The sequence below is a fragment of the Pseudomonas fluorescens genome (assembly GCF_902498195.1).
GTDB classification, from domain to species: Bacteria; Pseudomonadota; Gammaproteobacteria; order Pseudomonadales; family Pseudomonadaceae; genus Aquipseudomonas; species Aquipseudomonas fluorescens_BU.
On sequence record NZ_CABVIY010000004.1, the window covers coordinates 126726 to 146624 of the forward strand.

Below are 19899 nucleotides of genomic sequence, written 5' to 3' on the forward strand. Positions count from 1 at the left end.
GCGATGAGGTGTCCTGTCTGAATGATCGCGTTGCCCGGGCGTTTTTCGCGAGCAGGCTCGCTCCTACAGGGATCGTGCAATACCTGTAGGAGCGAGCCTGCTCGCGATGGACGTTAACGGTGACGCGCGTTAACGGGTGGAACGCGTCGCCTTCAGAAGGGCGCGCAACTGTTCGCCATCCGCCCTGGCCAGGTCGTCCAGCACCGCAAAGTGATGACACCCGGCAAGTTCGACCAGGCTCACCGCTTGCCCGGCCTCGCGACAGGCACTGGCGTACTCGCGCGAGTGGCGGATCAATTCCGGCAATTCAGCCCCGCCCACGGTCACCAACAACGGCGCGCCATCGCCGATCAGCCTTTGCGGGCTGTAGCGCCGGATGTCCGCTTCGCTCAGTTGCAGCTTGTCGTTCAGCCAGCAGCGGCTGATGGGCTCAAGCTCCATCAGCCCACTGATCGGCATGGCCAGGGTCACCAGCGGATGCCGGCGAAACAGCGCGGTCAGGTGGCCGCCCGCCGAGTGCCCGCACAGCACCACCCGTTGGCCGATGTGCAAGGCGTCGCGATGGGCCAGCAGGTAATCCAGCGCCTTGCCGATCTGTCCGACGATGGTGCCCATGCTCGCCTCGGGGGCCAGGGTGTACTCCAGCAGCCCGACATTGAAACCGGCCTCGATCAGGCCCTCGGCGATAAAGGCGTAGTCGTCCTTGTCCGAGGCCTGCCAGTAACCGCCATGGATGAACAACAGCGTCGGCGCCCCGGTATCCGCCTGGGCATACCAGTCGAAACGCTCGCGCATGGCGTTGCCATAGGCGATGTCACGCTGCCAGGCGTGGCTCGCGTAGGTCTCGGCGCTGCGCTGGCGAAAGCGCTGCATGATCTGTGGAAAATTGCCCACGGCGGCGACGTTGTTGTAAGCCTGATTGAGGTCCATGGCGGCTCACACTCCCAGGTAGCGTTGCGACAGATCGGGTTGAGCCGCCAGCTCCATCGGGGTGCCATCCCAGACCTGGCGGCCCTTCTCGATGATGTGGTGACGGTCGACCACCCGCGCCATTTCCTTGAGGTTCTTGTCGATCACCAGAATCGTCTCGCCCTCGGCCTTGAGGGTGGCCAGGCAACTCCAGATCTGCTCGCGAATGATCGGCGCCAGGCCTTCGGTGGCTTCGTCGAGAATCAGCAGGCTGGGGTTGGTCAGCAGCGCGCGGCCGACCACCAGCATCTGCTGCTCGCCGCCCGAGAGGGTGCGTGACAGCTGGTCCTGGCGTTCCAGCAGGCGCGGGAACAGTTCATAGACCCGCGCCAGGTCCCACTTGCCCCGCGTGGCGGTGGCCAGCAGGTTTTCCCGCACGCTCAAGGTGCCGAAGGCGCGGCGGCCTTCCGGCACCAGCCCCAGGCCGGCCTTGGCGATGCGATAGGGCGCGGCGCCGCGCATTTCCGTGCCGTTGATGCGAATGCTGCCGGCAGTGGGCTTGAGCAACCCCATGATCGATTTGACCGTGGTGGTCTTGCCCATGCCGTTGCGGCCGATCAGTGACACCACCTGGCCCTGCTCGATGCAAAGGTGCATGTCGAATAACACCTGGCTCAAGCCGTAGCCCGCCTTCAAGCCTTGGACTTCAAGCATGTTCTTCTCCCAGGTAAGCGGCCCGCACTTGCGGATCATTGCGCACTTGTTCGACGCTGCCGGTCAGCACCGTCTGGCCGTACACCAGCACCGTGATGCGGTCGGCGAGGGCGAATACCGCGTCCATGTCGTGTTCGACCAGCAGGATCGCGTAGCGGCCCTTGAGGCTGTGCAGCAGCTCGGTCATGCGTGCGGATTCGTCGGCGCCCATCCCGGCCATCGGCTCATCGAGCAACAGCACCGACGCTTCCTGGGCCAGTGCCAGGGCGATCTCCAGTTGCCGCCGTTCGCCATGGGACAGTTCATGGACCGGGTCTTGCGCGCGCGGGCCCAGGCCCACCTGCTGCAAATAGCCCAAGGCCGGTTGCAGCAGGCGGGTGTCGCGGCTCAGCGGACGCCACATGCCAAACGCCTGGCCGTCGCGGGCGGCGATGGCCAGGGCGACGTTCTCCAGCAGGGTGAATTCGGTGTACAGCTGGCTGACCTGGAACGCCCGCGCCAGTCCCAGGCGCGGCCGCTGCCAGGCCGGGACGCGGGTGATGTCCTGGCCGTCGAGGTGGATCTGGCCGCGGTCGGGGAAAATTTCCCCGGCGATCTGCGCAATCAGTGTGGATTTGCCGGCACCGTTGGGGCCGATGATGGCGTGCAACTCGCCCTTGGCCAGTTCAAGGCTGGCGCCGTTGGTGGCTTTCACCGCACCGAAAGCCTTGTGCAAATCGCGAATCGACAATTGTGCGCTCATGGGCGTGCCTCCACGGCGGCGTTCGGTTTGACGGCAATCGCCTTCGGCTTGCGCTGCAACAGGCTCAGCAGCAGGCCGTAGACGCCTTTCTTGCCGAACAGCACCACCAGCAACAGCAGTGGCCCGAAGATCAGCATCCAGTGTTCGGTCCATTGGCTCAGCACCTGTTCGAGGCCCAGGTACGTGGCCGCGCCCAGCAACGGGCCGAGCAGGGTGCCGACGCCGCCGAGAATGACCATCGCCATCAACTCGCCGGACTTGTGCCAGGCGCCCATGTCGGGGCTGACGAACAGCGCGTAGTTGGCCCACAGGATCCCCGCCAGACCGCCACCGGTGCCGGCGATCACAAACGCTGTCAGGCGATAACGCAAGGGTTTGAGGCCCAGGCTGATGCTGCGCCGCTCACTCTGCTTGAGCCCGCGCAGCACGAAACCGAACCGCGAATTGACCAGCCGCCGACACAGCAGCAACCAGCCGGCCAGCAAAGCCACGCACAGGTAGTAGAAGTGGTTGGCGTCGCCCAGGTCCAGCGCGCCCAGGGTGTTGCGCTGGTTGAGCAGAATGCCGTCGTCGCCGCCGTACAGCGACAGCGAGCCGAGCACGAAGTAGAGCATCTGGCCGAACGCCAGGGTGATCATGATGAACTGCACGCCGCTGGTGCGCAGCGACAGGTAACCCACCAGCAGCGACAGCAGCGCGCACGCCAGCAGGGCCAGCGGCCAGACCACCAGCGCGCTGTTGCTGCCGTCCCAGCCCCACAGCGGCATGCCTTGGGAGGTGTGAAAGGCAACGATGCCGACGATGTAGCCGCCCAGGCTGAAGAACGCGGCATGGCCGAAGCTGACCATGGCGCCGTAGCCGATCAGCAGGTCCAGGCTGATGGCCGCCATGCCGTAGATCGCCAGGCGGGTGAAGAAGCTGACCAGGTAGGGCTCTTGCAGCCAGTGGGCCAGCAACGGCATGCAGGCGAAGGTCGCCAGGCACGCAAGGTCAATGATGAGGCGTGGTGACATAGCGTTCTCCTCAGGCGCGGGCCGGCAGCAGGCCGCGCGGGCGCACCAGCAGCACCAGGGCCATGACGATGTAGGCGCTGGCGGAAATCAGCCCGGCGCTCAGGGTGCCGCTGGTTTCGCTGGGCAGCAGTTGGTCCAGCAGCGGCGGAATGTAGGCACGGCCCAGGCTGTCGACCATGCCGATCAGCAAGGCGCCGACCAGCGCACCGCGCACCGAACCGACACCGCCGACGACGATGACCACGAAGGTGGTGATCAGGATCTTTTCGCCCATGCCGATCTCCACCGACAGCAGCGGTGCCGCCATGAAACCGGCCAGGCCGCACAGCACGCAGCCGAACACGAACACCAGGGTGTACAGCCGGGCGATGTTGACGCCCAGCGCGCCGACCATTTCATGGTCGTCGGCGCCGGCGCGAATCAGCATGCCCAGGCGCGTGTGGTTGATCAGCAGCCACATGCCGACCGCCACCACCAGCCCGGCGGCGATGAACAGCAGCCGGCTGACCGGGTACATCAGCCCCGGCAGCACTTCGACAAAACTTGAATACCATTCGGGCGTGGGCATCGCTGGCGGGCTGCGGCCGAAGATCAGGGTCAGCAGTTCGTTGCTGAAAAACACCACGGCCAGGGTCGCCAGCACCTGATCCAGGTGATCGCGATTGTAGAGCCGGCGCATGATCGAGGTTTCGATCAACGCGCCGTAGCAGGCCGAGCCGATCAGCGCGGCCAGGCCGCCCAGCCAGAACGAGCCGGTGGCCATGGCGGTGTAGGCGGCACAGAAAGCGCCGACCATGTAGAAGGCGCCATGGGCCAGGTTGATCACGCCCATGATGCCGAAAATCAGGGTCAGGCCGGAGGCCAGCAGAAACAGCAGGGCGCTGTATTGCAGGCCGTTGAGAATCTGTTCGAGCAATAACATGACTGCGTTCCTCATGAAAACGCCCCGCAGCGGTGCTGCAGGGCGAGGACGGGGCTCAGGTGCCGGTCAGATCGCGCATTGAGCGGCGTAGCTGTCGACGTGTCGGGTCGCCAGGGTCCTGATCGGCACTTCGACCAGCTTGCCGTCGGCGCCGGCCTGCACTTGCAGCAAGTACCAGTCGATCACCGGGTGGCGGTTCTGGGCGAAGCTGAAGTCACCGCGAATGGAATCGAACTGGACGTTCTTCATCGCCTCGCGAAAGGCCGGCTGGTCTTTCAGATTGCCCTGGGAGGTTTTCAGGGCGGCGCCGATCAGCCGTGCCGTGTCGTAGGTCTGGGCGGCATACACCGTCGGGGCGCGCTTGTACTTCTCGGTGAAGGCCTTGACGAAAGCCTGGTTGGCCGGGTTGTCCGATTGCGGGTTCCACAGGGTGACCACGTTGGTGCCCTTGGCCACATCGCCGACGGCGGCGAGCATGCGTTCATCCATGGAGAACACCGGCACCACCATCGGGATCTGCGCCGACAGGCCCGAGCCGCCATATTGCTTGGCGAAGTTGATGCCGCCGCCACCTGGGTGAAACTGGAAGATCGCGTCCGGCGCCAGCGAGCGCACGCGCGCCAGTTCCACCGAGAAGTCCAGCTGGTTGAGCTTGGTGTAGATCTCGGTCACTTCGCCCTTGAAGGTGCGCTTGAACCCGGCCAGCGCGTCACGACCGCCCTGATAGTTGGGCGCCAGGATCACCATCTTCTTGTAGCCCAGTTCGTTGGCGGCGACACCGGCCATCTCGTGCGGGGTGTCGTTCTGGTAGGAGCCGACGAAGTAGTTGGCCATGCATTTTTCACCGGCCAGGGTCGAGGGCGCGGTGTTGTTGCTGACGTAGAACGCATCCTTGGTGGTGGTGTTGATCACGGCCGCCAGCACGTTGGAAAAAATCACCCCGGTGTACAGCGAGATGCCGTCCAGGCTCATGCGGTCGGCGATCTGCTTGGCCTTGGCCGGTTGCAGGCCATCATCTTCCACGATGAGTTGCACCGGCACGCCGCCGAGCTTGCCGCCTTCCTGATCGATCGCCAGCTGGAAGCCGTCACGCGAGTCTTCGCCCAGGTAGCCGGCGGGGGTGGAGAGGGTGGTGATGAAGCCGATTCGGACAGGCTCCACGGCCTGGGCAGCCGACGCTGCGCAGAGGGAGGTTGCCAGACATGCACGCAATACCAGGTTTTTCATGAGGCGGCCTATGAAGTAGGTCGTGCCAACGCACGGTAGATGTCGATGAGGGCAGTGATTCAGTGTTCGGACGGGCCGATTGATTGTTGTTATGGGGTGTTGTGTCAGCTGTTGCTCTCGGTGAACTTCTCCAGGTAAAGGCGGCTTTGATCCAGGCCGTGCTGCTGGCGCCAGTCCTTGATCGACTCGACCATCGGCGGCGGGCCGCACAGGTACAGGTCGAACGGCTGGTCACGCAGCTCGGCCAACTCCAGGTGTTCGGCGATATAGCCGGTCTTGCCCGGCCAGTCGGGGTTGGGGTTGCTGACCACGGGCGTGAAACGGAACCCCGGGATCCGTGCGGCATAGGCCTCGATGCGCGACACCTCGCACAGGTCCTCGGCTTCGCGCACGCCGTAGTACAGGTGCACCGGGTGGCCGCAGCCGTTTCGGTCGGCAATCTGGTCGAGCATGCCGAGGAAGGCCGACAGCCCGGTGCCGCCGGCCACCATCACCAGCGGGCGGTCGATATGGCGCAAGTAGAAGGCCCCCAGCGGCGCCTCCATGTGGATCACGTCGCCGACCTGGCAGCGATCGCGCACGTAGTCGGTCATCACGCCGCTGGGCAGCAGGCGAATGAGGAACTGCAACTGGCTGCTGCCCGGCGCGCAGGCAAAGGAATAGGAGCGCCGATGCTCGGTGCCCGGCACTTGCAGGCGCGCGTACTGGCCTGGCAGGTAGTCCAGCGCCGCCCCCGCGGCGCCGACTTCCACGTGGACGATGGCGGTGGTCGGGGAGACCTGCCGCACTTCGCTCACCGTGCCTTGCAGGCTGCTCGGGCCACTGCTGCCGCACAGGCTGGAGTCGAAATCGAAGTAGAAGGCGGCGTCCGACTGCACGCGCGTCTGGCAGGTCAGCACTTTGCGCTCGGCCAGATCGCTGGCCGACAGGGCTTCATCGTCGACGTAGTCCTGGGTGTACTGCCCGGATTCACAGCGGCCCTGGCAGGTCGCGCAAACCCCTTCGCGGCAGTCCAACGGAATCTTGATCCCGCTGCGCAGGGCCGCGTCGAGCAGGATTTCATTGTTCTGCACGTTGCAGAAGAGTGTTTTGCCGTCGGCGAAACTGAAGGCGACCTTGTACGTCATGAGCGTTTATCCGCAGGGTTCAGAGATGGTAGAAATCGAGCACGGAGTTGATCGTGTCGTTGAGCAGCAGCACGTGCTTGCGGGCGATCTTCCAGCTCTCGCCGTCGGGGCGCAGGCGGTAGGTGGCGCGGCCGAAAAACTGCTCGGCGGTCTGCATGCGGTAGTAGAGGGTGCTCCAGTTGACGCGCACCTCCAGCTCATCGTCCTGTAGCGGCGCGATGCGCACGTTGCTGATCAGGTGCAGGGTGCGCGGCATCGGGATGGTCGATGCCGCCTTGCCGGTGCGAATGCGGAACACCCGGTCTTCCAGGCCGCCCCGGTTGGGGTAGTAGATCAGCGACATGCCTTTTTTCGGGTCGGTGGTGTAGACGTGCTCCGAATCCCATTGCGGCAGGTGGAATTCGCTGTCGTCGCTGAACATGGCCAGGTAGGTGTCCCAGTCCTGGGCATCACAGGCCTCGGCGTTGCGGTAGAGAAATTGCTCAACGCGGTATTGCAGTTGCGAATTCATGTTCACACCTCACGCAGTTTCAACGGTTGTTGGTCGGCCGCCTTGCGCGCCAGGCCTTCGAGCAAGAAGCGCTGCCAGTTGGCGTGCTGGTTGACGTACAGGCCTTCATGGGTGAACTCGGTGCCGGTCAGAGCCGGGGCGATGCCAATGGTCTCGCTGTTGCGGGTGGCGCCTTCGACCCACTTGCCCTGGCCACGGGAAATGTCGCTCCAGCGTTCCAGGCGGGCCTGGAAACCGCGCTGGGCTTCACGGAACTCCACCAGGTCGTCGGGGGTGCCCATGCCGGACACGTTGAAGAAGTCTTCGAACTGGCGAATGCGGTTTTCCCGATCGGCATCCGACTCGCCGACCACGCCCAGGCAGAAGCTGTTGATCTCGGTCTTGTTCCAGGCCAGCGGGCGGATGATCCGCAGCTGCGAGCTGATCTGGTCGAGGAAGAACATGCTCGGGTAGACGTTCAGGTTGCGCAGGCGGTGCATCATCCACTCGGCCTTGCCCTGGCCGTGCTCCTTGACCAGGCGCGGCATGATGCTGGCGTAGCCCGGGCGCACGGCCGGGTTGGGCATGTCGCTGAACAGCACGCTGTGGCCGTTGTGGAACGCGAACCAGCCGTCGTCGGTTTCCTTGTCGCCGGCGCCCAGCTTGCTGTAGTCCAGGGTGTCGCTGGCGGTCAGGCCTTTCTCGGCATTGACCTGCTGGCGGTGCTGCACGGTGGCCACGTAGTTGTAGTGCACGGTGCTGACGTGATAACCGTCCAGGCCGTTTTCGTTCTGCAGTTTCCAGTTGCCGTCGTAGGTGTAGGCCGACTTGCCCGGCAGCACTTCGAGCTGACCGGTCGGCGACTGCGCCACCATCATGTCGAAGAACACCCGGGCGTCACCGAGGAAGTCTTCCAGGGTGTCGGTGCCGTCCACGTCGAGGCTGACGAACACAAAGCCGTTGTAGCTTTCGATACGGGCCTTTTTCAGGCCACGGGTGGCCTTGTCGAAGCCTTCGGGGTATTCGCCCGGCGCCTTGACCTTCACCAGGCGGCCGTCGCTTTTGTAGCACCAGGCGTGGAAGGGGCAAGTGAAGGTCGACTGGTTGCCCTTGCCGACGCGGGTAAGGGTGGTGCCACGGTGCTGGCAGGCATTGATCAGGGCGTTGAGACGACCTTCACCGTCGCGGGTGATGATCAGCGGCTGGCGGCCGGCACGCATCGTCATGAAATCGTGGTTATTGGCGATCTCGCTTTCGTGGCAGGCGTAGATCCAGTTCTTTTCGAAAATCAGTTCCATTTCCAGGTCGAACAGTTCCGGGTCGGTAAACATATCGCGGGCAATGCGATAAACACCGTCTTGCGGGCGGAAGTCCAGGCAACTTTCTATATAACTTTTCCACTGTTCGACACTTCGTGCTGTTGTCATTTCCCAGTCCTCGGCCAATGGGCTAATTCACGCCTTCATTTAATGACGTGGCGAAGGACAGGGTCTATCCGCTTATTAGTGGAAACTCATCCGGAAAATAAGCCCTGGTTCTCTCTAGTTGGCGATATACCCCCGTAAACACTGGCTTTTACCCCGGCCGGTGGCTGAGCAAATGGCTATTTGTCTTCCAGTAACGGGATAGCCGCTGAGGAACTTGTTGCGGCTTAATTTCAATCGAAGCACCACCAGAGTGTCTCGCTTCAGGTCACCAAAAACTGCCATTGCTCATGGCCCTGGGTTCTGTACCAGAAGTGCCTTCTATTCATGTGCTGCTAATACGCGGCAGGGGGAAGAAATAATATGTTGCATAAGACGTGGTTAATTCGGGGTGTTCAAACAGTTGGCTTGTTGACGCCATTGTTGGCACAGGCGGATGTGGTCAATGACAGCAAGCTGACCCTGGGTACGCGTAACTTTTACATCGATCGGGATTTCAAGGAGGACAACCCGGCCCGTTCGCGAGTGGGCAGTTGGACACAGGGTTTCGATTTGCGTTTCGCTTCCGGCTATACCGAAGGCCCGGTGCAGTTCGGCGTCGATGCCGAAGCGCAGTACGCCTATCGGCTGGACGGCGGTGGCGGGCGCGGCGATGACACCATCATCCCTTACAGCCAAAGCCGTCAGGAGCAAGCCGATCAATACGGCCGTGGCGGTGTGACGCTGAAAATGCGCTATTCGAAAACCGAACTGAAGGTCGGTGAACTGCGGCCGCTGCTGCCGGTGGTGATCATGGACGACTCACGCCAACTGGTGACTACCTATCGCGGCGCCTTGCTCGAATCCAAGGAGGTCGACCGCCTGACACTGACCGCCGGGCGGCTGACGGAAATCGGTGCGCGTAACTCCTCCAACTACGAAAAACTGTACCTGCAGACCGGCTCCGGCGTGCGCCGTGGCAGTGATGGCATGAACCTCGCCGGTGCCAGCTATGCCTTCACCCCGTCGCTGACCGGGACCTATTTCTACGCGCAACTGGAAGACATCTACCAGCAGCACTACCTGGGGATCACCCATCTGGCGGACCTGGGCAACGGTTACGGGCTGAAGACCGACCTGCGTTACTTCAACAACAGCGAAGACGGTGATGCCCTCTATGGCGATATCGACAACCGCTCCTGGGGCGCCATGACCTGGCTGAAAAAAGGCGGGCACCGATTCGGCCTGGGCTACCAGCGCATGCTCGGCGACAGCAACTTCCCGACCCTGGGTGGTTATGTGCCGCAGCCGTTCCTGGTGAACTGGTCGCGGGTGGGATTCATCAAGCCGAATGAAAAGTCCTGGCAGGTTCGCTATGACTACGACTTCGCCGCCCTCGGCGTACCGGGCCTGAATTTCATGACCCGTTACTTCAAGGGCACCTCGATCGATCGTGGCGATAACCTGAGCCAGGCGGCGGAACAGGAGCGCGACCTGGTGTTGTCTTATGTGGTGCAAAGCGGTCCGCTCAAGGGCGTGGGTGTGGAGGCCGGCAACGTCGTCTCCAAATTCAGCCACGGCAATGACTGGGTGGAGAATCGCCTGATCACCACCTACACCTGGAAATTTTGGTAACGTCCCGCCCTGAAATCGAACGCGGTTGTGCGCTGAAGTGACGCCTTGGGTAGCGCTTTACCCAGGGCATCGACCGCTTCCGGCACCGTTGCTGTGCGCAGCAACGCCGCACAACGCGTTCGTTATCCAGATAGTTTCCGATTACTAGCCAAAAAATGCGGATATCGCCTGTTCGCACCGGCTGGGCATAGCCCTTGCAAACCCAATGAGAATACGCGCCGAAGAGCGTGTCGATGTCCATTGCCGTGGGTGTACTGACATGACCGAACCAAATGTTGTGCAATTTCGAGATATCCGCATAGATCGCTACGACCTGGCCGGTGCCCGTGCGTGGATGGCCGGCATTTGCGGGCCGCACGAACTGCAGACCCGCCAGCCGAACCGGATTCAGTTTCACCACAAGGCCAATGTGTTCAAGTCCATGTCCACGACCCTGGGCCGGATGGAATACGGCACCGACGTGACCATCGGTGTCGAGGACGCCGAACACCTCAATTGCTACAGCCTCAGCCTGCCGATTCGTGGCGAGCAGGAGTTGCTCAAGGACGGCCGCCGGTTGCACTCCAACCAGGACCAGGGGTTGATCGTGACGCCCCACGAAACCCAGGCGCTGACCATGGCCGGCGACTGCCACAAGATTTCGGTGGTGATCACCCGCATGGCCATGCGCCAGACCCTGGAAGGCATGCTGCAACGCCCGCTGGAAATGCCGGTGAAGTTCGAGCCGGTGATGGACGCGGTCAACGGCGCCTCGGCCTCCTGGTGGCGGCTGGCCCGTTACTACATCGATGAGCTGGAGCGTGGCCACGACCTGTTCAACCAGGTGTTCTTCACCCGCGATATCGAGAGCGCGCTGATCAAGGGCCTCATCCTTTCCCAGCCCAACAACTACAGTGCCGAACTGCGTGAGCAACTGGGCGCCAAGTTGCCGTACTACCTGGTGCGCGCCAAGGACTTCATCGAAAGCAACGCCCGCGAAGACATCCACCTGGAAGACGTCGAGGCGGCGGCGGGGGTGTCGCGCTTCAAACTGTTCGAAGGCTTTCGCAAGCACCTGGGCGTCTCGCCCATGGCTTACCTGAAAAAGTTTCGCCTGGGCGCCGTGCGCCAGGAAATCCTCGAAGATGCCTCGGTGCGCAACATCTCCGTGATCGCGATGTGCTGGGGGTTCTCGCACCTGGGCCGGTTCGCCAGCGAATACCGCAAGCTGTTCAACGAAACCCCCAGTGCCACCCTGCAACGCAGCGAAGCCCGTCGCAACCGGTCGCTTTGAAATGACGACTTTACACGCGGCCACCGCCAACAGCGTGGGCCTGAACTTGTCGCTGATGTGCCGCGAACCGGTCTTCACCAGCCGCTCGGCGCAGGAAACCCAGCGGTTGATGGGCCAGGCGCTGGTGGAGCATGAGCTGGATTGGCCGCGGGGCGGCGTCGATACGGCGTTCTATCGCGGCCAGGTGGCCAGCTGCGAACTGTATGCGCTGCGCTACGGCGGCCAGGTGGAAATCCGGCCGCAGCCTTTCGAAGATTTCGTGCTGGTCCAGATGCCGCTGCGTGGCAGTGCCACGCTGGAGTCCGACGGCATGGGTTATGCCGTCAGCCCCGGCGAGGTGGCGATTCTGTCCCCCCGCGAGCAGGCGCGCGTGGTGTGGGAGGAGGGCTGCGAGCAACTGATCCTCAAACTGCCCCGGGCATTGCTCGACGCCGGCCAGCGGGCGCTGGCCGATGATTTGCCTTCGGGCTTCACGCTGGCGCCGGTCAGCCGCCTGCAACGGCCACTGGCGATGCGCTGGTTTCGTCTGGTCAGCGAGTTGCTGGAGCACTTGCCCGATGGCGAGGCCGGCGCATCGCCTTCGCGCTGGTTGCAGCATCTGGAGCAAAGCCTGCCGCTGTTTCTGCTCAGCCATTGTGGCGTGGCGCAGCAAGCGTCGCCGTCGCCACGGCAGCCCGGTCGCCAGCTGCAAAAAATCGACGCCTGCATGCGCGAACACCTTGCCCAGGGCATCACCCTGGCAGAACTGGCGGGGGCCGTCGGGGTGAGCATTCGCAGCTTGAACACCTTGTGCCAGCGTGAATACGGACAAAGCCCGATGGACCGCCTGCGCGGCTTGCGGCTTGAGGCCGCTCGGGAGTATTTGCTGGCGCGGCCCCATTGCAGCGTGACCGAGGTGGCGCTGGAGTTCGGGTTCGGGCATGTGGGGCGGTTTGCCAATTACTATCGGCAGCGGTTTGGAGAGTTGCCGAAGCAGACGATGAAGTCTCAGGCATGAGCGGTCAGCGCCCAAACGAAAAAACCCGCCAGAAGGCGGGTTTTTTGTGGTCGGAGCTTTTAAGGCTCTGAACCTTGTCTGGCTCCACGACCTGGACTCGAACCAGGGACCCAGTGATTAACAGTCACTTGCTCTACCAACTGAGCTATCGCGGAATGGCGCCTATGTTACTGATTCAAAAAGAGAAGTCAAGCATCTGAGTGAAAATTGACGGATTCGAAGGGACGGACGGTGGTTAAACGGCTATTGGCGGTTACCAGAGTGGCGCCAGAGGTCTACCATGACCGCCCGGAAGTGGTTGCACGCGCTACCGGCCATTCGCCGAACAGGTACGCGCCATGACTGATTCAACCCTGATATCCGGATTCAACGAGGTGCTCGCATGAGCATCGCACAGATCAGCCTGCCCAAAGGGGTAGGCCCGCACGCCGAAAAACTGTTCGACGCCATCACTCAGGCCGCCAGCGCGGACGAACTGAACCGCGCGGGAGGCAAGGCCGAAGGTTTTGTCCTGGGCCTGGAAAGCACCAAGGCCATCAAGCCCCAGGTCGCTGAATCGCTCTATGTCGCCTATGACGATGCGGCCACTCAGCGCGCCACCGAACTGGCCTAACCGCCGAAGGTGATGGTGCCCATCATCAGTTTGGCGTAAAGCGCCGTGGCGCCCAGTTGCACCAGCCACAGGGCCAGACCGCCAAGAAACACGCCGGCAGCGACTTGCATCACCAGGTTGTTGCCGCGTTTGGCCGGGGTGCGCGGGATGAAGTCATCCAGGTCGTCGCGGTCACCGCGGTCAGCACGTAGGTCATCGATTTTCATGTGGGTTCTCTTGGAAATTCTCGGGTGTACACCAATCAAATGTGGGAGCGGGCTTGCTCGCGAAGACGATGGTTGATTCAACGCATCATTGACTGAACTGACGCCTTCGCGAGCAAGCCCGCTCCCACATTGGATCGATGTGAAGTTTAGAGGGATGAGACGCTGCTTTGAGAATTATCTGCCACAAATAAAAAACGGGAAGCCAATCGGCTTCCCGTTTTTCGCATCACAACGCGGTTCAGATCACCTGAACGATCGCATCCGTCACGACCTTGATGTTGCTCTGGTTCAACGCCGCCACGCAGATGCGGCCGGTGTCCAGGGCGTAGATGCCGAACTCGTTGCGCAGACGTTGAACCTGCTCAACGCTCAGGCCGGAGTAGGAGAACATGCCGCGCTGGCGACCGACGAAGCTGAAATCGCGTTGCGGGGCGTTTTTCGCCAGCAGGTCGACCATCTGGGTGCGCATGCCGCGAATGCGCAGGCGCATTTCCGCCAGTTCGGCTTCCCACTGGGCGCGCAGTTCCGGGCTGTTGAGCACGGCCGCCACGATGCTTGCACCGTGGGTTGGCGGGTTGGAGTAGTTGGTGCGGATCACGCGTTTGACTTGCGACAGCACGCGCGCGCTTTCTTCTTTCGATTCGCTGACGATCGACAGGGCGCCCACACGCTCGCCATACAGCGAGAAGGATTTGGAGAACGAGCTGGACACGAAGAAGGTCAGGCCCGACTCGGCAAACAGGCGCACGGCAGCCGCGTCTTCGTCGATGCCATCGCCAAAGCCCTGGTAGGCCATGTCGAGGAACGGTACGTGGCCCTTGGCTTTCACGGCTTGCAGAACGTTTTTCCAGTCCGCCGGGCTCAGGTCCACACCGGTCGGGTTGTGGCAGCAGGCGTGCAGCACAATGATCGAGCCGTTTGGCAGGGCGTTCAGGTCTTCCAGCAGGCCGGCGCGGTTCACGTCGTGAGTCGCGGCGTCGTAGTAGCGGTAGTTCTGCACCGGGAAACCGGCGGTTTCGAACAGGGCGCGGTGGTTTTCCCAGCTCGGATCGCTGATCGCCACGACGGCGTTCGGCAGCAGTTGCTTGAGGAAGTCGGCACCGATTTTCAGTGCGCCAGTGCCGCCAACGGCCTGGGTGGTGATGACGCGGCCAGCGGCGATCAGAGGCGAATCATTGCCGAACAGCAGTTTTTGCACGGCCTGGTCGTAGGCAGCGATACCGTCGATGGGCAGGTAGCCACGAGACGCGTGTTGAGCGACGCGAATCGTCTCGGCTTCGACAACGGCGCGCAGGAGTGGAATTCGCCCCTCCTCGTTGCAGTAAACACCGACCCCCAGGTTGACTTTGTCAGTACGGGTATCGGCGTTGAATGCTTCGTTGAGGCCCAGGATTGGATCGCGTGGTGCCATTTCGACAGCGGAGAACAGGCTCATTTTTGCGGCGGCTCTGAATGGAGAGTGGAGGGACGTGTCGCGCTCCAGCCGAATGCACTAGAGCGGTGCACAAACGGGGAGCTAGTATAGAGGCCATCTGCGATTGATGGCGACAGACGATTCGGCTTTTAGGGTAAGTTTTTCGGATTATTTTTCGACCGTTAGTCGATTGGCTGCGTCAAAGACTTTAAGGGATGTAGGACGTTTGCCTTGAAAGCGCGGGCAATCGGCACCACATTGAGCACAATCCAGTTTTTTCCTCGGGCGACGTGCGTCGTTTGCGGCCTTTCCCGTTCCTGCCGGTCTGGCCGCGCAGGGGCGTATTCCTGCTCCGAGAACCGAGAGGTATACATGTCTGAATTCCAGCTCGTCACCCGCTTCGAGCCTGCCGGCGATCAGCCGGAAGCCATCCGCCTGATGGTCGAGGGCATCGAGGCCGGGCTGGCGCACCAGACGCTGCTCGGTGTGACCGGCTCGGGCAAGACCTTCAGCATCGCCAACGTGATCGCCCAGGTGCAGCGCCCGACCCTGGTGCTGGCGCCGAACAAGACCCTGGCGGCGCAGTTGTACGGCGAATTCAAGGCGTTCTTCCCGAACAATGCGGTGGAGTACTTCGTTTCCTACTACGACTACTACCAGCCCGAAGCCTACGTGCCGTCCTCCGACACCTTCATTGAGAAAGACGCCTCGATCAACGACCACATCGAGCAGATGCGCCTGTCCGCCACCAAGGCACTGCTGGAACGCAAGGACGCGATCATCGTGACCACGGTGTCGTGCATCTACGGTTTGGGCAGTCCGGAAACCTATCTGAAGATGGTGTTGCACGTGGATCGCGGCGACAAGCTGGATCAGCGTGCGCTGCTGCGGCGCCTGGCGGACCTGCAATACACCCGCAACGACATGGATTTCGCCCGCGCGACCTTCCGGGTGCGCGGCGACGTGATCGACATTCACCCCGCGGAATCGGATTTCGAAGCCATCCGCATCGAGCTGTTCGATGACGAGGTCGAGAGCCTGTCGGCCTTCGACCCGCTGACCGGCGAAGTGATCCGCAAGCTGCCGCGTTTCACCTTCTACCCGAAAAGCCACTACGTGACCCCGCGAGAAACCTTGCTGGGCGCCATCGAGGGCATCAAGGTCGAATTGCAGGAGCGCCTGGAATACCTGCGTTCCAACAACAAGCTGGTGGAAGCGCAGCGCCTCGAACAGCGCACCCGCTTTGACCTGGAGATGATCCTGGAACTGGGCTACTGCAACGGTATCGAAAACTACTCGCGCTACCTCTCGGGCCGCGCTTCCGGCGAGGCCCCGCCGACCCTGTTCGATTACTTGCCGGCCGACGCCTTGCTGGTGATCGACGAGTCCCACGTCAGCGTGCCGCAGGTCGGCGCGATGTACAAAGGTGACCGTTCGCGTAAGGAAACGCTGGTGGAATATGGCTTCCGCCTGCCGTCCGCGCTGGACAACCGCCCCATGCGCTTCGACGAGTTCGAAGGCATCAGCCCGCAGACGATCTTCGTCTCGGCCACGCCGGGCAACTATGAAGCCGAGCACGCCGGGCGTGTCATTGACATGGTCGTGCGCCCGACCGGCCTTGTGGACCCACAAATCGAAATCCGCCCGGCGCTGACCCAGGTCGACGATTTGCTCTCGGAAATCACCAAGCGCGTCGCCGTTGAAGAGCGGGTGCTGGTGACCACGCTGACCAAGCGCATGGCCGAAGACTTGACCGATTACCTGGCCGACCACGGCGTGCGTGTGCGCTACCTGCACTCGGACATCGACACCGTGGAGCGGGTGGAGATCATCCGCGATTTGCGCCTCGGCACCTTCGACGTGCTGGTGGGGATCAACCTGTTGCGCGAAGGCCTGGACATGCCGGAAGTGTCGCTGGTGGCGATCCTCGATGCGGACAAGGAAGGCTTCCTGCGTTCCGAACGCTCGCTGATCCAGACCATCGGCCGGGCGGCGCGTAACCTCAACGGCCGGGCGATTCTGTACGCCGATCGCATCACCGGTTCCATGGAGCGGGCGATCGGTGAAACCGAACGCCGGCGCGACAAGCAGATCGCCTTTAACCTGGCCAACGGCATCACGCCCAAAGGGGTGTTCAAGGACGTCGCCGACATCATGGAAGGCGCCACCGTGCCGGGCTCGCGCAGCAAGAAGCGCAAAGGCATGGCCAAGGCTGCCGAGGAGAACGCCAAGTACGAAGCCGAGTTGCGTTCGCCGGGGGAAGTCGCCAAGCGGATCAAGGCGCTGGAAGAGAAGATGTACCAGCTCGCCCGCGACCTGGAATTCGAGGCCGCGGCGCAGATGCGCGACGAGATTGCCAAGTTGCGCGAGCGGTTGATCGCGGTTTGATTTTCAGCGCCTGATCGGGCCTCTTCGCGGGCAAGCCCGCTCCCACATTAGATCGGTGTCGTACACCAAACCAATGTGGGAGCGGGCTTGCTCGCGAAGGCGTCTGAAAGAACGGCGCAGTTAATGCGCTTCCCCGGCCTTCAACCCCACCGGCAAGGTTTTGGTCAACAACACCGCCACCATGCTGACCCCCAGCGCAATCCCGACAAAATGAAAGGCATCGTTATAGGCCATGATCGACGCCTGCTGGTGGGCGATCTCGCTGAGCTTGCCCAGCGCCGCCGTTTCGTTGCCCAGGGTGCTGGTCAGCGAGGCCAGGCGCTCGGCCACCTGCGGGTTGCTCGGCACAATCGACTCGCGCAGATAATCAAAGTAGGTCTTGGTCCGCGCATCCAGCAAGGTGGCGAGCAGGGCGATGCCGATGGCGCCGCCGAGGTTGCGCAGGATGTTGAACAGGCTTGAGGCCGAACCCGCATCCTGGGGCAGGATGTACGCCGTGGCGATCAGCGAAATGGTGACCATGATCAGCGGTTGTCCCAGTGCGCGAACGATCTGTATCTGATTGAACTGCGGCCCGGCGAAGTCGGGGTTTAGCACGCCCGAGGAAAAGCTCGCCAGGCCGAACAGGCCGAAGCCAATCGTGCACAGCCATTTCGGCGAGACCACCTTCATCAACTTGGGCACCAGCGGAATCAGGAACAGCTGCGGCACGCCCATCCACATGATCACCTCGCCGATCTGCAAGGCGTTGTAGTTCTGGATTTGCGCCAGATACAGCGGTAGCAGATAGATCGAGCCGTACAGGCCGACGCCCATCCCGACACTGGAAATGCTCGACAGGCCGAAGTTGCGATTGCCGAGGATGCCGAGGTTGATCAGCGGGTTGGGCTTGGAGAACTGCACGATCACGAAGGTGATCAGGCTGATCAGCGCGATGCTGCCGAGGGCGACGATCAGGTCCGATTCGAGCCAGTCCTTGCGATGGCCTTCCTCCAGGAACACCTGCAGGCAGCCCAGGCCGACGCCGAGGGTGACGATCCCGGTGTAGTCGGTGCTTTTGAGCAGTTCCCAGTGCGCTTCTTTCTTCTCCAGGCCGTACATCAGGCCGGCAATCATCAGCAGGCCGGGCGGAATGTTGATGTAGAAGATGTATTCCCAGCCCCAGTTTTCGGTGAGCCAGCCCCCCAGGGTCGGGCCGATGGACGGGGCGAAGGTGGCGGTCATGGCGAACATCGCCATGCCTTTGGCGCGGTGATGCTCGGGCAGTTTGATCAGGGTCAGGGTGAACGCCAGCGGGATCAGCGCGCCGCCGGTGAAGCCCTGCAAGGCGCGAAAGACGATCATGCTTTCCAGGCTCCAGGCCATGGAACACAGCAGCGAGGCGACGAGAAAACCGAGGGACACCCACACCGCCAGGCGTCGCGCCGACAGCAGCTGCACCAGCCAGGCGGTCAGCGGGATCATGATGATTTCCGCCACCAGATAGGAGGTGGAAATCCACGAACCTTCTTCAAGGGTCGCCGACAACGCGCCCTGGATGTCCTTGAGCGAGGAATTGGTGATCTGGATGTCGAGCACGGCCATAAAGGCGCCGAGCATCACGCTCATCACCGCGATCCAGTCCCGCCGGGTCGGTTCTCCGACCGGCCGGATCAGTTGATCACCGGCCATCGTCTGGGGTGTCTTGGCTGATCACCTTGGCCGTGACGCTTTCAGGTGCGTCCTTGATGTTCACTTTGGCAGTGACCGACATGCCGGGCCGGATCTTGCCGCGCAGCGGGTTGTCGGCGGAGAAGGTCAGTTTCACCGGTATCCGTTGCACGACTTTGGTGAAGTTGCCCGTGGCATTGTCCGGCGGCAACAGGCTGAACTGCGCCCCCGAGGCCGCGAACAGGCTGTCGACCCGGGCCTGGATCGGCGTGTCGCCGTAGGCGTCGAAGATCAGCTCGGCTTTCTGCCCGGGTTGCATGTGGCCGATCTGGGTTTCCTTGAAGTTGGCCTGAATCCAGATGTCTTCATCGGGCACGATCGACAGCAGGTAGGCACCGGCCTGCACGTACTGGCCTTCGCGGGCCGAACGCTGGCCGATCAGGCCGCTGATGGGCGCATGGATGTCACTGCGGGTGAGGTTCAGTTCGGCCTGGGCCAGGTCGGCCCTGGCATTGGCGATCTGCGCGTCGAGGCGTTTGATTTCGGCGCTCAATGCGTTGACTTGCTGGCGCTGGGCCTGGGCATCCGCCTGGGCCTTGGTCAGTTGCGAGCGGGCTATGTGATTGTCGGCGGACAGGGTGGTCACCCGTTCTTCCGAGACGTAGCCGGGTTTGCGCAGTGTCTGTGCGCGGTCCAGGTCGATTTGCGAGCGGCCCAGGCTCGCCTGGGTGGAGGCGACCTGCGCATCGCTGGCGGCAATCAGGCTGGCCTGTTGGGTCAGTTTGCTCTGGGCTTGCAGGCGTTCGGCCTGGCGCGTCGCGAGGGTCGCGTTGGCGCGGTCGACGGCGAGGCGGAAGTCATCGCCTTCGAGCCGGATCAGCAGCTGGCCTTTCTCGACGTGCTGGTTGTCCTGCACCAGCACCTGGTCGATGCGCGCGCCCAGCTGGCTCGACACGCGGGTGATCTCGCCCTGGACATACGCGTTGTCAGTGCTTTCATAAAACCGTCCCTTGAAGAACCAGTGGGCAAAAAAGCCCCCGCCGATCAGCAGGACAATCATCAGGAAAATAAACAGGCGACGCTTGAGTTGGGCAGGCATGGGGCAAACTGTAGTCGAGAATATGTAAGGAAAGTTATCAGCAGGTGAATCTGGCATACAGCCGATAAACGGTAAAT

The 19899-nt window shown here is 62.3% G+C and carries 18 protein-coding genes and 1 tRNA gene; 5 read left to right on the top strand and 14 right to left on the bottom strand.

All coding sequences use genetic code 11. From position 1 onward, the window contains the following. Positions 1-129: 129 nt before the first annotated feature. From F8N66_RS15595 to antA, 9 genes are all read right to left on the bottom strand, one after another. Positions 130-930: an alpha/beta hydrolase gene (locus F8N66_RS15595; protein WP_150771041.1), complete on the bottom strand. Its 801-nt coding sequence runs from the start codon at positions 928-930 to the stop codon at positions 130-132. A gap of 6 nt (positions 931-936) precedes the next feature. After that, on the bottom strand, positions 937-1623 hold the full coding sequence (locus F8N66_RS15600) for an ABC transporter ATP-binding protein (protein WP_150771042.1): 687 nt from the start codon (positions 1621-1623) through the stop codon (positions 937-939). Then, complete coding sequence (locus tag F8N66_RS15605) at positions 1616-2365, bottom strand: ABC transporter ATP-binding protein (protein WP_150771043.1); 750 nt, start codon at positions 2363-2365, stop codon at positions 1616-1618. Before F8N66_RS15605 ends, F8N66_RS15600 begins: the two co-directional genes overlap by 8 nt. Then, complete coding sequence (locus F8N66_RS15610) at positions 2362-3378, bottom strand: branched-chain amino acid ABC transporter permease (protein ID WP_150771044.1); 1017 nt, start codon at positions 3376-3378, stop codon at positions 2362-2364. Before F8N66_RS15610 ends, F8N66_RS15605 begins: the two co-directional genes overlap by 4 nt. A gap of 10 nt (positions 3379-3388) precedes the next feature. Then, positions 3389-4300 carry a branched-chain amino acid ABC transporter permease gene (locus F8N66_RS15615; protein WP_046038155.1) on the bottom strand — a complete coding sequence of 304 codons (912 nt, stop codon included), beginning with the start codon at positions 4298-4300 and terminating at the stop codon, positions 3389-3391. A 66-nt stretch (positions 4301-4366) separates the two neighbouring features. Continuing rightward, positions 4367-5527, bottom strand: a complete 1161-nt coding sequence (locus tag F8N66_RS15620) for an ABC transporter substrate-binding protein (RefSeq protein WP_150771045.1) — start codon at positions 5525-5527, stop codon at positions 4367-4369. A 104-nt stretch (positions 5528-5631) separates the two neighbouring features. Beyond that, the gene (gene antC / locus F8N66_RS15625; RefSeq protein WP_150771046.1) at positions 5632-6654 is read right to left on the bottom strand and encodes an anthranilate 1,2-dioxygenase electron transfer component AntC; all 1023 of its coding nucleotides are present in this window, start codon (positions 6652-6654) and stop codon (positions 5632-5634) included. A gap of 19 nt (positions 6655-6673) precedes the next feature. Further along, entirely contained in the window at positions 6674-7165 is a 492-nt protein-coding gene (gene antB, locus F8N66_RS15630; RefSeq protein ID WP_150771047.1) for an anthranilate 1,2-dioxygenase small subunit, read from the bottom strand. A 2-nt stretch (positions 7166-7167) separates the two neighbouring features. After that, the gene (gene antA, locus F8N66_RS15635) at positions 7168-8571 is read right to left on the bottom strand and encodes an anthranilate 1,2-dioxygenase large subunit (protein WP_150771048.1); all 1404 of its coding nucleotides are present in this window, start codon (positions 8569-8571) and stop codon (positions 7168-7170) included. Positions 8572-8931: 360 nt separating this feature from the next. On the opposite strand from antA, the gene F8N66_RS15640 reads away from it, so the two are divergent. From F8N66_RS15640 to F8N66_RS15650, 3 genes are all read left to right on the top strand, one after another. After that, positions 8932-10182, top strand: coding sequence for an OprD family porin (locus tag F8N66_RS15640; protein ID WP_150771049.1), 1251 nt, complete (start codon positions 8932-8934; stop codon positions 10180-10182). Between the two features lie 259 nt (positions 10183-10441). Next, positions 10442-11455 carry an AraC family transcriptional regulator gene (locus F8N66_RS15645; RefSeq protein WP_191623004.1) on the top strand — a complete coding sequence of 338 codons (1014 nt, stop codon included), beginning with the start codon at positions 10442-10444 and terminating at the stop codon, positions 11453-11455. A gap of 1 nt (position 11456) precedes the next feature. Next, entirely contained in the window at positions 11457-12452 is a 996-nt protein-coding gene (locus tag F8N66_RS15650; RefSeq protein ID WP_150771050.1) for an AraC family transcriptional regulator, read from the top strand. A 79-nt stretch (positions 12453-12531) separates the two neighbouring features. Here the strand turns inward: F8N66_RS15650 and F8N66_RS15655 are convergent. Then, positions 12532-12607: transfer RNA gene (locus F8N66_RS15655), tRNA-Asn, on the bottom strand. A 227-nt stretch (positions 12608-12834) separates the two neighbouring features. Between F8N66_RS15655 and F8N66_RS15660 the strand changes: the two genes are divergently transcribed. Then, complete coding sequence (locus tag F8N66_RS15660; RefSeq protein ID WP_150771051.1) at positions 12835-13065, top strand: hypothetical protein; 231 nt, start codon at positions 12835-12837, stop codon at positions 13063-13065. Here the strand turns inward: F8N66_RS15660 and F8N66_RS15665 are convergent. Further along, positions 13062-13271, bottom strand: coding sequence for a hypothetical protein (locus tag F8N66_RS15665; RefSeq protein ID WP_150771052.1), 210 nt, complete (start codon positions 13269-13271; stop codon positions 13062-13064). The genes F8N66_RS15660 and F8N66_RS15665 overlap by 4 nt on opposite strands. Positions 13272-13509: 238 nt before the next feature. After that, positions 13510-14706 carry an amino acid aminotransferase gene (locus tag F8N66_RS15670; protein WP_150771053.1) on the bottom strand — a complete coding sequence of 399 codons (1197 nt, stop codon included), beginning with the start codon at positions 14704-14706 and terminating at the stop codon, positions 13510-13512. A 351-nt stretch (positions 14707-15057) separates the two neighbouring features. Between F8N66_RS15670 and uvrB the strand changes: the two genes are divergently transcribed. Next, complete coding sequence (gene uvrB, locus F8N66_RS15675; protein WP_150771054.1) at positions 15058-17073, top strand: excinuclease ABC subunit UvrB; 2016 nt, start codon at positions 15058-15060, stop codon at positions 17071-17073. 120 nt (positions 17074-17193) lie between these two features. On the opposite strand, the gene F8N66_RS15680 is transcribed toward uvrB, so the two are convergent. Further along, positions 17194-18684, bottom strand: a complete 1491-nt coding sequence (locus tag F8N66_RS15680) for an MDR family MFS transporter (RefSeq protein WP_191623022.1) — start codon at positions 18682-18684, stop codon at positions 17194-17196. Positions 18685-18733: 49 nt separating this feature from the next. After that, complete coding sequence (locus F8N66_RS15685; protein ID WP_150771056.1) at positions 18734-19822, bottom strand: HlyD family secretion protein; 1089 nt, start codon at positions 19820-19822, stop codon at positions 18734-18736. Between the last annotated feature and the right edge of the window lie 77 nt (positions 19823-19899).

Coding starts and splice junctions, on each gene's coding strand:
- F8N66_RS15640 (WP_150771049.1), top strand. CDS start 8,932: ATGTTGCATAAGACGTGGTTAATTCGGGGTGTTCAAACAGTTGGCTTG.
- F8N66_RS15665 (WP_150771052.1), bottom strand. CDS start 13,271: ATGAAAATCGATGACCTACGTGCTGACCGCGGTGACCGCGACGACCTG.
- antC (WP_150771046.1), bottom strand. CDS start 6,654: ATGACGTACAAGGTCGCCTTCAGTTTCGCCGACGGCAAAACACTCTTC.
- F8N66_RS15620 (WP_150771045.1), bottom strand. CDS start 5,527: ATGAAAAACCTGGTATTGCGTGCATGTCTGGCAACCTCCCTCTGCGCA.
- uvrB (WP_150771054.1), top strand. CDS start 15,058: ATGTCTGAATTCCAGCTCGTCACCCGCTTCGAGCCTGCCGGCGATCAG.
- F8N66_RS15615 (WP_046038155.1), bottom strand. CDS start 4,300: ATGTTATTGCTCGAACAGATTCTCAACGGCCTGCAATACAGCGCCCTG.
- F8N66_RS15605 (WP_150771043.1), bottom strand. CDS start 2,365: ATGAGCGCACAATTGTCGATTCGCGATTTGCACAAGGCTTTCGGTGCG.
- F8N66_RS15610 (WP_150771044.1), bottom strand. CDS start 3,378: ATGTCACCACGCCTCATCATTGACCTTGCGTGCCTGGCGACCTTCGCC.
- antA (WP_150771048.1), bottom strand. CDS start 8,571: ATGACAACAGCACGAAGTGTCGAACAGTGGAAAAGTTATATAGAAAGT.
- F8N66_RS15650 (WP_150771050.1), top strand. CDS start 11,457: ATGACGACTTTACACGCGGCCACCGCCAACAGCGTGGGCCTGAACTTG.
- F8N66_RS15600 (WP_150771042.1), bottom strand. CDS start 1,623: ATGCTTGAAGTCCAAGGCTTGAAGGCGGGCTACGGCTTGAGCCAGGTG.
- F8N66_RS15670 (WP_150771053.1), bottom strand. CDS start 14,706: ATGAGCCTGTTCTCCGCTGTCGAAATGGCACCACGCGATCCAATCCTG.
- F8N66_RS15685 (WP_150771056.1), bottom strand. CDS start 19,822: ATGCCTGCCCAACTCAAGCGTCGCCTGTTTATTTTCCTGATGATTGTC.
- antB (WP_150771047.1), bottom strand. CDS start 7,165: ATGAATTCGCAACTGCAATACCGCGTTGAGCAATTTCTCTACCGCAAC.
- F8N66_RS15595 (WP_150771041.1), bottom strand. CDS start 930: ATGGACCTCAATCAGGCTTACAACAACGTCGCCGCCGTGGGCAATTTT.
- F8N66_RS15645 (WP_191623004.1), top strand. CDS start 10,442: ATGACCGAACCAAATGTTGTGCAATTTCGAGATATCCGCATAGATCGC.
- F8N66_RS15660 (WP_150771051.1), top strand. CDS start 12,835: ATGAGCATCGCACAGATCAGCCTGCCCAAAGGGGTAGGCCCGCACGCC.